The organism is Streptomyces sp. NPDC060000 (genome assembly GCF_042737375.1).
Taxonomy (GTDB): Bacteria; Actinomycetota; Actinomycetes; order Streptomycetales; family Streptomycetaceae; genus Streptomyces.
Map to the genome: position 1 here is coordinate 59,401 of NZ_JBHWUU010000003.1, position 13,827 is coordinate 73,227.

The following is a 13,827-nucleotide window of genomic DNA, read 5'->3' on the forward strand; positions in this document are numbered from 1 at the left end:
CGCGGACCGCGACGGGCCGGCCGGGTGCCGGGGCCGCCGGGTGCCCGGCCGGGTCCGCCGGGGCGCTGTCGGCCGCCGGCGGGCGAAGCCCGCACCCGGGCGCGAGGGGCGAGGGGCGATGACAACCGTCGGCCTTCGAACACCGCGCACCGGCCGTCGGCCTGCGGGCACCGCACCGCACCGAGGACGCGCGGACCGTGCCGTGCCGTCCGCCCCGGCCCACCGACCGCCCCGGCTCGCCGGCCGCCGCCGTCCCGTCAAGCCGCCCGGGTGAGGACGGCGACCGGCAGGGAGTCCACGAAGAGCGCGCCCGCGAGCAGGCCCGCGCTGCCGCGGGGGCTCCACGCGCGCGCGTGCAGGTCGGTGTCGAGGTCGGCGAGGGCAGCGCGGCCCGCCGGGGTCGCCGTGCCGCCCGCCTCCAGGATGCCGCGGGCGCCGGCCTGCACATGGCGCAGTCCAAGGGGGCCCGCGGTGTGCAGGAGTTCGGTGTCCTGGAGGGTGGACATGACGGTGAGCAGGGCGTCGAGCCGGGCCTCGGGTTCGTCGGCGCCGGCCGAGCGGGCCGTGGCGAGCGCGTCCAGGGCCCGTCGTACGTGCGGGAATCCGGCGCGTGCCTCGCCGCGGGCGCCGGCCGCGCCGTACTTCGCCGAGACCGTGGCGCCCCGCGAGGGCCTTCGTGGGGCGGCCCGGTCGGGGTGGGCAGCGATCCGCTTGGCGGTCGCGGCGACCTCGACGCCCCGCGCGCGGGTGTCGAGGGCAGCCGCCGCGACCAGCAGGCCGAGCGTCCACAGCGCACCCCGGTGCCCGCCGCCGGTGAGGCCCACCGAGTGCTCGGTGCACCTCCCGATCGCGCCCAGCTCCGCGCGGAGGCGGGGCGTGGGTTCGCCGGTGCGGCGGGCGGCCGCGGCCATCGCCGCGAGGCCGGGTGCGAGCGCCTTGGCCGACCAGCGCAGCCCGCAGTGGTCCCTGCGGGTGACGCGGGCCGCCAGGTCACGTGGGTCGGGCAGGCCCGGCTTGGGAGCCAGGGCCAGTTGCCCCGTCAGCGCGGCCACCGCGGCCCGCGCGAGCGCCTCGTCCTCACGGCTTGTCATGTACCGACCTTATGAGGACGCGGCGGTCGACGGGGCGTCACTTGGCGGAGTGCCCGTCGGGGCGTCGCCGGGCGCACCGCTCGGGGGCGTGCCGCCGCCGCTTCCGCCGCCCGCGCCGGTGTTCTCGGCGTCGGGGTCGACACCCAGGGTGATGGACCCCTTGTAGCCCTTGGAGGGGTCCGCCTTGTGCACGGCCTTCAGGGTCAGCAGGCCGCTGGAGGTGCCACCGCCGTCGTAGACCATGTCGTTGTCGAGGGCGGTGTAGCTGCCGGAGTGCTTGGAGTAGGGCTCCAGGGTGAAGATCTCCTCGGCGATGTCGTCGGGGAAGAAGAGCTGGCCGGTGTAGTTGACCTTGCCGCCCTCGTAGGTGCCGTCCTCCTTCTGGCCGCCGGTGTGCACCTTGAGGTGGATGTGGCAGGTGCGCGGGGTGTACCAGCCCGGGAAGATCGTCTCGAACTTGACGACCCCGTTGGCGTTGGCGATCTGGTAGCCGCGCAGGTAGGTGCTGTCGTTGGCGGTGGAGCCGTCCTCGCTCTCCGCCGGGGCCGAACCGCCGGGGTTGGCCGTGGTGTAGCCGGAGTAGTAGCCCCAGGCGTCACAGTGCCAGATCTCGACGGCGGCGCCGGAGACCGGCGTGCAGCCGTCGGTGGCGTCCACGACGGTGAGGCGCAGGGTCAGCGGCACGCCGCTCTTGCCCTCGGTGATGTCCTTGCGCACCAAGGCACCATCGAGGTAGTAGGGCCCTTCCGTGACGCTCGTCATCAGCGTCATGCAGCTGCTGCTCGTCGAGGCGGAGGTCGCGGACGCCGACGCGCTCGCCCCGTCGTCCGTGGCCGTATCGGCGAAGGCCGACTGGTAACCGGCGACGGCGAGGCCGCCGGCCGCGACCGTGCCGCCGGTCACCGCGAGGGCGCGGCGCCGGGTGAGGGTGGTGTCTTTGTGGTTTCCCGTCATGAACATGAACGTAGGAACGCCACCCGTCAGCGGCATGGGGGAAGGCTGAGAGGAACCTGTGAGTGCTGAGAAAGCTGAACTCCCGCTCCGCGAAGGGTTCCTGCCCGTCCTGACCGGCCAGGATCCGCTCCCGCGGGACCGACCGGAGCCGATCCGGGCTGACGGGTGGTCAGACAGTCATGAGAGGAGCGTCCTTGCGCCACTTGAGGATCTTGTCGAAGCTCACCACCGCGCCGCTGCGTCCCGGCTTGTTGCCGATATGGACGTGATCGGCGAGTTCCTGGATGAGGTAGAGGCCGCGGCCGTGCTCGGCATAGGTGTCGGAGTGGACGGAGCGGCCGGCACGGGTTGTGCGCCCGCCCGTGAACCCCGGCCCCGAGTCGGCCACCTCGATGCGGCACTTCTCGCCGTCGAGGTACGCGGTGACGCGGTACGCCTCCGAACAGCCGCCGTGCGCGATGTCCCCGCCGTGCTCAACGGCGTTGGCGCAGGCCTCACTCAGGGCCACGGAGAGGTCGTAACAGACGTCCGGATCGACGCCCGCCGTCTCCATGGTGCCGAGCAGCAGGCGGCGGGCGAGCGGCACGCTCGCGGCGTCGCGCCGCAGATGGAGTGACCACCAGATGCTCATGCTCCAGCCTCCAGGCCGCGGCTCGACATACCGATACGTATTGCCCCTGGAAGCCCCGCGTAAGCGTGAATTCCACGTGATGCCGCCCATATGGGGGATGCGCGCAGCCCTGAAATCGGTGTATGTAGGACTCAGGGGTCATCAGTCGTACCAGTCATCACAGAAGGTGATCTTCCGCATCGTACGCAAACCTTGTGGACCTGCCGTATGACCGCGGTGAAGCCAGTGCGATGATGAGCCCGCCATGACTGCCCCCCACAGCGAGCGCTCTGGTCGCGATCTACGGCTGCTGCGGGCCTCGGTGTTCGCCGCGGTCTGCGTCGTGCTGGCCGCGGCCGGGCACACCATGGCCTCCTGCGCCACGGTTCCGCTGTGGACGCTGGGCGCGGGATTTTTGGGGGTCGTCGCGGTCGTGATGCCGCTCGCCGGACGCGAGCGGTCGCTGCCGGGCATCGCGGTACTGCTCGCGACCGGGCAGACCGTGCTGCACACGCTGTTCGGGCTCGGTCAGCACACCGCTTCCGTCTCCACTTCCTCCCCCTCCGTCTTCACCGCGTCGTCGGCCGTGTCCGACGCCACGCTCGTCGAACGGGCGGCCCGGCTGGTGTGCGGGGCCACGGCGGCGGCGATCAGCCCCGCCCGGGCCCAGAAGATCCTCATCGATGCGCGGCTCTACCCGAGTGGCGGCGCCACCGGTGACGGCACGGACATGAGCGGCATGAGCGGGATGAGTTCCGCGCACCAGCCCGCGGACGCCCTGACCACCGCCGGCTCGTCGATGTCCCTGCTGCCGTCCTTGCCCATGCTGCTCGGCCACGTGCTCGCCGCCGTCGCCGCCGGGTGGCTGCTGCGACGCGGCGACACGGCCCTGCTGCGGCTGCTCGCCCTGTCGGCTCATGGGGTCGCCGAGGGGGCGCTCGTGCGCTCTCTGCGCGGGGCGCTCGCGCTGGTGCGCGCCCTGCTCGCCGGGCTGCCCACCGCCCCCGCGGCGGGACCGCGCGTCCCGCGCACCGCCCTGCTCGCGGCGCGCCCACCCCGCACCACCGCCCTCCAGCACTCGGTGATCAGACGCGGCCCGCCGGACGTGACCGTTCTCGTCCTCGCTGCCTGACACGACACGACCAGCACTCCACCACTGGGGGGCGGCCGCCGTCGTGCGGCACGCGCGCGTGCGCACGTCCGTGCCCACGCCTCCTCACCCGCAGATTCACTCAGAGTGGAGTGCTCGCTGTCATGAAGGCCTCTCGTATCGCCTCCCGCGTCGCCGCCGCCGCTGCCGTCGCCGGTTCCGCCGTTCTCGTCCTGTCCTCGCCCGCCTTCGCGCACGTCAGCGTCGCCGCCGAGGGCAGCGCCGCCAAGGGCGGCTACGCGGTCGTCGACTTCAAGGTGCCCAACGAGCGGGACGACGCCTCGACCACCAAGCTCGAGGTCACCTTCCCGACCGACCACCCGCTGTCCTCCGCGATGCCCGAGCCGATCAACGGCTGGAAGATCGACGTCACCAAGTCGAAGCTCGCCAAGCCCATCGAGGTGCACGGCAAGCAGATCTCCGAGGCCGTCTCCAGGATCACCTGGACCGCCACCGGCAAGGGCATCGAGGCCGGTTACTTCCAGAAGTTCCCCGTTTCCGTCGGCGCGCTCCCGGAGGACGCCGACGAGCTCGTCTTCAAGGCGATCCAGACGTACTCCAACAAGGAGGTCGTCCGCTGGATCGAGGTCCAGGAGGACGGCGCGGAGGAGCCGGAGAACCCGGCCCCGGTGCTCGCCCTCACCGCCGCCTCGGAGGACGGCCACCACGGCGCGAGCGCCGAGGACGCCTCCGACAAGTCCGACGACGCCGAGGCGACCGCCCCCACCACCGAGGCGGCCTCCGACTCCGACAGCAGCGACACCACCGCCCGGGTCCTCGGCGTGGTCGGCATCGTCGTCGGCGCCGCCGGTGTGGCGTACGGCGTGCTCGCCGGCCGCCGTCGGACCACGACCGACGCCTGAGCCCACCCCCGCGCCGGGCGGCCACGCCGCCCGGCGCATGCTCCTCGACGGTACGCACCGGGAGCCGTACGCCCTGTCGTACACCCCTCCCTCCGTACACCCCGGTGCGTACCGGAGTTCACACATCTGGGACATTTTTCTATGCGCAAGAAGACATTCGCCGTGGTCGCGCTGCTGGCCGCCGCCACCCTCACCCTCTCCGCCTGCGGCAGCGACGACAGTGGCAGCAACCCTGTCGCCGTCGTCTCCGAGGACGGCAAGCGGCAGGCCGCGACCGTGCTCGACCAGCCCTTCACCAAGCCCGACCTGGTCCTCACGGACACCCAGGGCAAGAGTTACGACCTGCGCAAGGAGACCGCGGGCCACCCGACGCTGATCTACTTCGGCTACACCAACTGCCCGGACGTCTGCCCGTTGACGATGAGCAACATCGCCGTCGCCAAGAAGCAGCTGTCCAAGGCCGAGCAGGACGAACTGCGCGTCGTGTTCGTCACCACCGACCCGGACCGCGACACCCCGGCCGCCCTCGGTAAGTGGCTCAAGGGCATCGATCCGCAGGTCGTGGGCCTGAGCGGGAAGTTCGCGACCATCCAGGCCGCCGCACGCACCGTCGGCATCAGCGTCGAGGCACCGCACAAGGACAAGAACGGCAAGATCGTCTCCACCCACGGCACCCAGGTCGTCGCCTTCTCCCCGAAGACGGACGGGGGGTATCTCCTCTACGGCGAGGACGCCACCGTCGACGACTACACCAAGGACCTCCCCAAGATCATCAAGGGTGCGAACCCGTGAGGCGTGTGAAACCCCTGAGGCCCGTGCGGCTGCTCACCCTGCCCACCGCGGTGATCACCGGCGCGCTGCTGCTCGCCGGGTGCGGATCGGACTCCGGCGGACGGGCCGAGCTGTCCGTCCGGGCCGCCTACATCCCGCAGCCCGTCTCCGACACCATGGCCGCCGGTTTCCTGACCATCGTCAACAAGGGCGGCGCGAAGGACGAGCTGACCTCCGTCACGACGACCGCGGCGGGCAGCGTCACCCTCCACGAGACCGTCGGGTCGTCGATGGAGCAGGTCACGTCCCTGGACGTGCCCGCACACGGTCAACTCGTGTTCAAGAGCGGCGGAAACCACCTGATGTTCGAGAAGCTGAAGAGCCGGCCGGTGCGGGGCGAGAAAGTGACCGTCGAACTCCACTTCGCCGAATCCGACCCCGTCGAGGTCGAGCTTCCGGTGGAGTCCGCCACGTACAACCCGACAACCGGCCACTGAGGGAGGGACCACCTTGACGCAGACCATCGCCCCCCGCGTCCGGATGCTCGTACTGCTGTTCCTGGCGGTCACCGGCGCACTCCTCGTCGGCGCCGGGCCCGCATCCGCGCACGCCGCGCTGACCGGCAGCGACCCCGCGCAGGGGGTGGTGGTCGACAAGGCGCCCACGCAGGTCTCGCTGACCTTCTCCGAGACCGTCTCGATGAACGACGACTCGCTGCGCGTCCTGGACCCCAAGGGCACCCGGGTCGACACCGGCAAGCCGTCCGGGATCAGCGGCACGACCTACGCCGTGCAACTGCACTCGGGGCTGCCCGACGGCACCTACACGGTGACCTACCAGGTGGTGTCCGCCGACAGCCATCCCGTCGCCGGCGCGTACACCTTCTCCATCGGCTCCCCCTCCCAGACCAGCGTCTCGGTGTCCGACCAGACGGCCGGCGGTGGAGTGGTCGGCTGGCTCTACGGCTTCGGCCGGTACATGTCGTACGCCGGTTTCATCGTGCTGGCCGGCGGGGCGGCCTTCGTGCTGGCCTGCTGGCAGCGCGGCACCGGCGTACGCGCCCTTCAGCGGCTCATCGTCTCCGGCTGGGTCGTGATGACCGCGGCCACCCTGTTCCTGCTTCTCCTGCGCGGCTCCTACACCAGCTCCGGAAAGGTCGGCGACGTCTTCGACCTCGACCTCCTCGGGGAGGTCCTGCAGACCAAGACGGGCGCGGCGCTGGTGTCCCGGCTGCTGCTGCTCGCCGCTGCCGCGCTGTTCATCGCCGTGCTCTTCGGCGCGTACGACAAGCGCGAGGGCGACGAGAAGCGCGATCTGACCTTCGGACTCGCCATCGGCGGAACGGTCGTGGCCGCCGGGCTCGCGGCCAGCTGGGCCATGGCCGAGCACGCCTCGACCGGGCTGCAGCCGGGCATCGCGATGCCGGTCGACGTACTGCACCTGCTGGCGGTCGCGACCTGGCTCGGCGGACTCACCGCCCTCCTCGTCGCGCTGTACCGGGCGCCCGCCGACCGGCCCGTCGACACCGCCGCCGCGCACCGCTTCTCCCGGGCGGCCTTCACCAGCGTTCTCGTGTTGGTCGCCACCGGCACCTACCAGTCCTGGCGCCAGCTCGGCTCCTGGTCGGCCTTCACCGACACCCGCTACGGTCAGCTGCTGCTCGTCAAGATCGGACTCGTGGCGACGCTCGTCGGCATCGCGTGGATCTCGCGGCGGTGGACGGCACGGCTGACTGACACGACGACCGAAGAAGCGGTGACGACCGAAGAAGCGGTACGGAAGCCCGCACCCGAGAAGGAGCACGTCACGGCGTCGGCCGGGGCCGGCGACTCCGCCAAGCAGGCGTCCGGCGACACCGAGCCGGGTTCCGCGAGCACTTCCGCGAACGCCGGGACGGGCTCGGGAAGCGCCAAGCGGGACACGCAGCTGGCCCGGCAGCAGGCCGCTGTGGACGCCACCCGGCAGAAGCGGCTGCGGGACTCCGACGCCCACCGCTTCGGCCTGCGCCGCTCGGTGCTCGCCGAGGCCGGAATCGCCGTCGTGGTGCTCGCCGTGACCACCGTCCTGACGTCGACCGAACCCGGCCGTACGGAGCAGGACGCCGCCGAGGCCACCCGGTCCGCGTCCTCTTCCTCCTCCGCGGCCGACTCCGCGTCGGGCGCCCTGACGCTCGACATGTCATTCGACACCGGCGTCACGGACGGCAAGGGCGTGGTCAGCGTCGACCTCGACCCGGCACGTACCGGCCCCAACGAGATGCACGTCTACGTGACCCGGCCCAACGGCCGCGCCTTCGACGTGCCCGAGGTCAAGGTCGCCTTCACCCTCGAAGCCAAGGGCATCGGGCCGCTGCCCGTCGCCCCCGACCACATCGCCACCGGCCACTGGTCGGCGAACGGCGTGCAGATCCCCATGGCCGGCGAGTGGGAGATCGCCGTCACCGTGCGGACCTCCGACATCGACCAGGTGACCGTCTCCAAGAACGCGCAGATCGGCTGAACCGCACCATGCCCGACCAGTCCATTCCGCAGTCCTTTCCCGAGGCCCGTACACCCCTGGAAGCAGAAGAGGGCGTCCCCGCGGAGACCCCTTCCCCCGAAGGTCTGACGCGGCGCAGGCTGCTCGGCACCGCCGGTGCCACCGGGCTCGCGCTCGGCGCGGTCGGCGGCGCCGTCGGCTATACGGCCGCGCCTTCACAGGCGACGCCGCTGTCCTCGATCGGCGCCGACGAGGCGATGTTCCACGTGAAACATCAGCCCGGGATCACCCAGGGCCTCCAGGCCCGCGGCCATCTCGTCGCCTTCGACCTCGCGGCCGGCGCGGGCCGCAAGGAGGCCGCCGCACTGCTGCGTCGCTGGTCGGAGACGGCCCGGCGGCTGATGGCGGGCGAGGCCGCCGCGAACGACGACACCGACGTGGCCCGGGACGCCGGGCCTTCCTCGCTGACGGTCACCTTCGGTTTCGGCAACAGCTTCTTCGCCCGCACCGGCCTGGAGAAGCAGCGCCCGGTCGCTCTCGACCCACTGCCCGACTTCTCCTCCGACCACCTGGACAGGTCGCGCAGCAACGGCGACCTGTGGGTGCAGATCGGCGCGAACGACGCCCTGGTCGCCTTTCACGCCCTGCGCGCGATCCAGAAGGACGCGGGCAGCGCGGCGAAGGTCCGCTGGCAGATGAACGGCTTCAACCGGACGCCGGGCGCCACCTCCCACCCCATGACGGCCCGCAACCTGATGGGCCAACTGGACGGCACCCGCAATCCCAAGCCGGCCGAGTCCGACTTCGACCAGCGCATCTTCGTCCCGGCCGACAGCACGAAGGACCCGGCGTGGATGGCCGACGGCTCCTATGCCGTCGTACGCCGTATCCGCATGCTCCTCGACGACTGGGAGAAGCTGTCGGTCAAGGCGCAGGAGCAGGTCATCGGGCGCCGCAAGTCCGACGGGGCGGCGCTGTCCGGCGGCACCGAGACGACCGACATGGACCTGGAGAAGACCGACGCGAACGGCGATCTGGTCGTCCCGATCAACGCGCACGCCCGCATCACCCGCCCCGACCGGAACGGCGGAGCGGCGATGCTGCGGCGGCCCTTCTCCTACCACGACGGCATCGATCCGGACGGCACTCCGGACGCGGGTCTGCTGTTCGTCTGCTGGCAGGCGGACCCACTGCGCGGCTTCGTCACCGTGCAGCGCAAGCTGGACCGCGGTGACGCCCTGTCGAAGTACATCCGCCACGAGTCGAGCGGCCTGTTCGCGGTGCCGGGCGGGGCGGCGGAGGGGGAGTACGTGGGGCAGCGGCTGCTGGAGGCGTGAAAGTTACGCCCCGCTGTGCGGATTCATTCCTGCGAGGGGCGGTCACAAGACACGTAGGCCTGTTTCGGCAAGGGCCATTAGGGTGAGGTCATGCCAGCGAGCTATGCGTATCTCGGTCCCGAGGGCACCTTCACGGAGGTCGCCCTGCGGACGCTTCCGGAGGCGGCCACCCGGCAGCTGATGCCGTACGTGTCGGTGCAGTCCGCGCTCGACGCGGTGCGCACCGGCGAGGCCGAGGCCGCGTTCGTGCCCATCGAGAACTCCGTCGAGGGCGGGATCACCACCACCCTGGACGAGCTGGTCGCGGGCACACCGCTGATGATCTACCGAGAGGTGCTGCTGTCGATCACCTTCGCGCTGCTGGTCCGGCCCGGCACGAGGCTCTCGGACATCAAGACGGTCTCCGCGCATCCGGCCGCGCAGCCGCAGGTGCGCAACTGGCTGAAGGCGAACCTGCCGGAAGCCGTCTGGGAGTCGGCCGCCTCGAACGCGGACGCCGCCCGGCTGGTCCAGGAGGGCCGTTACGACGCGGCCTTCGCGGGCGAGTTCGCGGCCACCCGGTACGGGCTGACCGCCCTGGAGACCGGGATCCACGACGCCGAGAACGCCCAGACCCGGTTCGTGCTGGTGGGCAGGCCCGCCCGGCCCGCGGCTCCGACCGGCGCGGACAAGACGTCCGTCGTGCTGTGGCAGCGCGACGACCATCCCGGCGGCCTGCGCGATCTGCTGGGCGAGTTCGCCACCCGGGGCGTCAACCTCATGCTGCTCCAGTCGCGCCCGACCGGCGCCGGTATCGGCAACTACTGCTTCTGTATCGACGCCGAGGGACACATCTCCGACCGCCGGATGGCCGAGGCGCTCATGGGGCTGAAGCGGATCTGCCGCGAGGTCCGCTTCCTGGGCTCGTACCCGCGTGCGGAAGTGAGCGTGGCGGATGTGGCGGCTCCGCTGGCCGGAACCTCGGACGTGGAGTTCGTGGCGGCGTCGGACTGGGTGGCTCGCTGCCAGGACGGCCGGTTCTAGAAGCCGTACCGGCCGGTTCTCGCTGCGGCGGCGACCGGTCCTGTCTGCGCATCTACGTTATCCACAGAAGTTATCCACAGGGCCGGGTCTCGACCTGGGGACAAGTCGACAACGAAGTGTCACGCAGTCGACAAATCGCCCTACAGCACCCCTCCGCGACCCCTGCCCTCCAGGTCACCCTTCGTCCACCTGTTTCCTTCGATCAATCCTTTGGGGCGACCCATTTCCACCCGAAAGTGGGTCCGAAGGGGGTTTGGGCAAGGAATTACCCACCCCGCACAGCAGTATCGGAATGATCAATTCCAATGTCCACAGATCTTTCGCACACCCTGTGGATAACTGCTCCGGGGGTGCGGGCGCCTGTGGACAACGGCTGCCCCAAGTCCCCTCTCCCGCAAGGGAATCGAGTCAACGAGGCGCCCGCCCCATGCCCCGTCCCAGGGAGTGAGACACTTTTTATTGACACGCTGGGCAATTCACACATAACACATCGTAAGCCGTGATTCGGGACGGTCGCCGTCCGGTTCGGAATGGAGTCGTGAGCCGCAACCCGGCACGGGTAGCCTTGGCCGCGTGATTGACCTTCGCCTGCTTCGTGAGGACCCCGACCGTGTGCGCGCGTCCCAGCGCGCCCGTGGAGAGGACGTCGCGCTCGTCGACTCCCTCCTCTCCGCCGACCAGCGGCGCAGGTCGTCCGGCGTCCGCTTCGACGAGCTGCGTGCCGAGCAGAGGTCGCTCGGCAAGCTCATCCCCAAGGCCTCCGCGGACGAGAAGGCCGAGCTCCTGAAGAAGGCGAGCCAGCTCGCCGCCGACGTCAAGGTGGCCGACGCCGAGCGCGACGCCGCCGACACCGAGACCCAGGAGCTCCTCCAGCGGCTCGGCAACCTGGTGCACCCCGATGTGCCCGTGGGCGGCGAAGAGGACTTCGTCACCCTCGAGACGCACGGCACGATCCGCGACTTCGGCGCCGAGGGCTTCGACCCCAAGGACCACCTGGAGCTCGGCCAGATCCTCGGCGCGATCGACGTCGAGCGCGGTGCGAAGGTCTCCGGCTCCCGCTTCTACTTCCTCACCGGCGTCGGCGCCCTGCTGGAGCTCGCCCTGGTCAACGCGGCGATCGCCCAGGCCACGGCCGCCGGCTTCACGCCGATGCTGACCCCGGCGCTGGTCCGCCCCCAGTCCATGGCGGGCACCGGCTTCCTCGGACAGGCGGCCCAGGACGTCTACCACCTCGACAAGGACGACCTCTACCTGGTCGGCACCTCCGAGGTCGCCCTCGCCGCGTACCACATGGACGAGATCATCGACGCGGACAAGCTCCCACTGCGCTACGCGGGCTTCTCGCCCTGCTTCCGCCGCGAGGCCGGCTCGCACGGCAAGGACACCAAGGGCATCTTCCGCGTCCACCAGTTCGACAAGGTCGAGATGTTCTCGTACGTCCTGCCCGAGGACTCGCAGGCCGAGCACCAGCGCCTGCTGGCGTGGGAGAAGCAGTGGCTGTCCGCGCTGGAGCTGCCGTTCCGCGTCATCGACGTCGCCTCCGGTGACCTCGGCTCCTCTGCCGCCCGCAAGTTCGACTGCGAGGCGTGGATCCCGACGCAGGGCAAGTACCGCGAGCTGACCTCGACCTCGGACTGCACCGAGTTCCAGTCGCGCCGGCTGTCGATCCGCGTCCGTGAGGGAAAGCAGGTCCGCCCGCTGGCCACGCTCAACGGCACGCTGTGCGCCGTCCCGCGCACGATCGTCGCGATCCTCGAGAACCACCAGCAGGCCGACGGTTCCGTGTACGTGCCCGAGGTGCTGCGCCCGTACCTCGGCGGCCGGGAGATCCTGGAGCCGATGGCCAAGTGACCGCCGCTTTCCCCTACCGCCTGATCGCGACCGACCTCGACGGGACGCTGCTGCGCTCCGACGGGTCGGTCTCGCAGCGCACCCGTGACGCCCTCGCCGCGGCCACCGCGGCGGGCGCCGCGCACATCGTGGTCACGGGTCGCGGGGTCCCGTGGACCCGGCACATCCTCGACGACCTCGGCTACGACGGCCTCGCGGTCTGCGGCCAGGGCGCCCAGGTATACGACGCCGGGTCGCACCGCCTGCTGACCTCGGTGACCCTGGACCGGCAGCTGGCCGGGGTGGCGCTGGCCAAGATCGAGGCGGAGGTCGGCCCGCTGTACCTGGCGGCGAGCCGTGACGGCCTGGACGGGGACGTGCTGGTCGGCCCCGGTTACGCGCTCACCGGCAAGCTGCCGTCGACGCCGTTCACCGATGCGTCCGACCTCTGGTCCGCCCCGCTGGGCAAGATCTACATACAGCATCCGGAACTGTCCGACGACGCGCTGGCCGAGGCGGCCCGGCGGGCCGCGGGTGGTTTCGTGACGGTCGCGATGGCCGGCGCGGGCATCGTGGAACTGCTCCCCCTGGGCCTCTCCAAGGCCACCGGCCTCTCCCTGGCGGCCCGCCGCCTGGGCCTGAAGGCAGCCGACACGATCGCCTTCGGCGACATGCCCAACGACATCCCCATGTTCGCCTGGGCGTCCCGGAGCGTAGCCATGGCCAACGCCCACGAGGACCTGAAGGCCGTGGCCGACGAGGTGACAGCCTCCAACGAGGCCGACGGCGTAGCCGCAAAACTGGAAACCCTGCTACCGACTTAGACACCTCCCGGAGCACGGGCTCGGCGAACTGCGAAGCGCGGGCCGCGGGCTCGGCGAGCTGCAGGGCACGGGCGCTACTACCCGGCCCGGCGAACTGCGGAGCACGGGCCACCCGGCCCGGGGCGAGCCGCGGGGCACGGGCCACCCGGCCCGGGGTGAACTGCGGGGCACGGGCCACCCGGCTCGGGGCGAGCCGTGGGGCACGGGCCACCGGCTAGACCAGGGGCTTGACCGCAGGCTGCCGGCTCACGCTAGCTTCGGGGCACGGACTACGAGGGCAAGCTGCAGACCGCGGCCCACCGGCTAAGGCGACTTCTGGAGCGCAGGCTGCCGGCTCACGCGAGTTGCGTGGCACGGACTACGGCCGAGGGCGGAGCGCAGGCTGCCGACTCACGCTAGCTTCGGGGCGGGGGCGGGGGCTACCGGCTAAGGCGAGTTCCGGGGCGCGGGCTGCGGGCTGCGGGCTGCGGGCTGCGGGCTGCGGGCTGCGGGCTGCGGGCTGCGGGCTGCGGGCTGCGGGCTGCGGGCTGCGGGCTGCGCAGGGTACGGGGCGGCCGATCGCCGTAGGCGATCAGGGGCGCGGGGAACTGCGCGCCCAGCCACGACGCACCGGCACCCGCATCCACACCCAACCCCCACCGCCCAGCGGCGCCCCCACGGGCACAACTCACCGCCAAGTCCCAGTGACAACGCCTCGCGGAGGATGCACGGATCGAACGTGCGCGGGGATAACCCCGACCACGGCTTAGCAAGCCGGTGCCTTGCCTCTCGGCCAATCCTCCGGGTGGGCGGCCCACGCGAGAGCGACATCGCGTGCTCGAAGCGGCCGCCCCGGGCAACTCCCCTGTGCGGAACGGGTTTGACGGAAGCTAACTACTCCGCGACCCGCCGCCGGC

12 protein-coding genes and 1 tRNA gene are annotated in these 13,827 nt (G+C 71.3%); 9 read left to right on the forward strand and 4 right to left on the reverse strand.

Features of this window, described 5'->3' with window-relative positions; translation table 11 throughout:
- Positions 1-257: 257 nt before the first annotated feature.
- The 3 genes from ACFWBB_RS03110 to ACFWBB_RS03120 all read right to left on the reverse strand — a co-directional run bounded on the left by ACFWBB_RS03110 (position 258) and on the right by ACFWBB_RS03120 (position 2,676).
- Complete coding sequence (locus ACFWBB_RS03110; RefSeq protein ID WP_385266185.1) at positions 258-1,091, reverse strand: triphosphoribosyl-dephospho-CoA synthase; 834 nt, start codon at positions 1,089-1,091, stop codon at positions 258-260.
- Positions 1,092-1,100: 9 nt separating this feature from the next.
- Positions 1,101-2,045: an intradiol ring-cleavage dioxygenase gene (locus ACFWBB_RS03115; protein ID WP_385266188.1), complete on the reverse strand. Its 945-nt coding sequence runs from the start codon at positions 2,043-2,045 to the stop codon at positions 1,101-1,103.
- Positions 2,046-2,214: 169 nt separating this feature from the next.
- Positions 2,215-2,676 carry an ATP-binding protein gene (locus ACFWBB_RS03120; RefSeq protein WP_385266191.1) on the reverse strand — a complete coding sequence of 154 codons (462 nt, stop codon included), beginning with the start codon at positions 2,674-2,676 and terminating at the stop codon, positions 2,215-2,217.
- Positions 2,677-2,920: 244 nt separating this feature from the next.
- Between ACFWBB_RS03120 and ACFWBB_RS03125 the strand changes: the two genes are divergently transcribed.
- The 9 genes from ACFWBB_RS03125 (at position 2,921) to ACFWBB_RS03165 (ending at position 12,931) form a co-directional block, all read left to right on the forward strand.
- Positions 2,921-3,787: a hypothetical protein gene (locus ACFWBB_RS03125; RefSeq protein WP_385266193.1), complete on the forward strand. Its 867-nt coding sequence runs from the start codon at positions 2,921-2,923 to the stop codon at positions 3,785-3,787.
- A gap of 122 nt (positions 3,788-3,909) precedes the next feature.
- A complete protein-coding gene (locus tag ACFWBB_RS03130) occupies positions 3,910-4,668 on the forward strand; it encodes a YcnI family protein (RefSeq protein WP_385266196.1) in 759 nt (252 codons plus the stop codon).
- A gap of 141 nt (positions 4,669-4,809) precedes the next feature.
- Complete coding sequence (locus ACFWBB_RS03135; RefSeq protein ID WP_385266198.1) at positions 4,810-5,460, forward strand: SCO family protein; 651 nt, start codon at positions 4,810-4,812, stop codon at positions 5,458-5,460.
- A gap of 5 nt (positions 5,461-5,465) precedes the next feature.
- Positions 5,466-5,936 (forward strand): copper chaperone PCu(A)C, encoded by a 471-nt coding sequence (locus ACFWBB_RS03140; RefSeq protein WP_385266438.1) that lies wholly within the window; start codon positions 5,466-5,468, stop codon positions 5,934-5,936.
- A gap of 13 nt (positions 5,937-5,949) precedes the next feature.
- The gene (locus ACFWBB_RS03145) at positions 5,950-7,938 is read left to right on the forward strand and encodes a copper resistance CopC/CopD family protein (RefSeq protein ID WP_385266200.1); all 1,989 of its coding nucleotides are present in this window, start codon (positions 5,950-5,952) and stop codon (positions 7,936-7,938) included.
- Between the two features lie 8 nt (positions 7,939-7,946).
- A complete protein-coding gene (gene efeB / locus ACFWBB_RS03150) occupies positions 7,947-9,254 on the forward strand; it encodes an iron uptake transporter deferrochelatase/peroxidase subunit (protein ID WP_385266203.1) in 1,308 nt (435 codons plus the stop codon).
- A 90-nt stretch (positions 9,255-9,344) separates the two neighbouring features.
- The gene (gene pheA, locus ACFWBB_RS03155; protein ID WP_385266205.1) at positions 9,345-10,277 is read left to right on the forward strand and encodes a prephenate dehydratase; all 933 of its coding nucleotides are present in this window, start codon (positions 9,345-9,347) and stop codon (positions 10,275-10,277) included.
- Positions 10,278-10,850: 573 nt separating this feature from the next.
- On the forward strand, positions 10,851-12,128 hold the full coding sequence (gene serS / locus ACFWBB_RS03160; protein ID WP_385266207.1) for a serine--tRNA ligase: 1,278 nt from the start codon (positions 10,851-10,853) through the stop codon (positions 12,126-12,128).
- Complete coding sequence (locus ACFWBB_RS03165) at positions 12,125-12,931, forward strand: HAD family hydrolase (protein ID WP_385266210.1); 807 nt, start codon at positions 12,125-12,127, stop codon at positions 12,929-12,931. The genes serS and ACFWBB_RS03165 overlap by 4 nt, the downstream gene beginning before the upstream one ends.
- A gap of 697 nt (positions 12,932-13,628) precedes the next feature.
- Here ACFWBB_RS03165 and ACFWBB_RS03170 read toward each other — a convergent pair.
- Positions 13,629-13,713, reverse strand: a tRNA-Ser gene (locus ACFWBB_RS03170).
- Positions 13,714-13,827 lie beyond the last annotated feature (114 nt).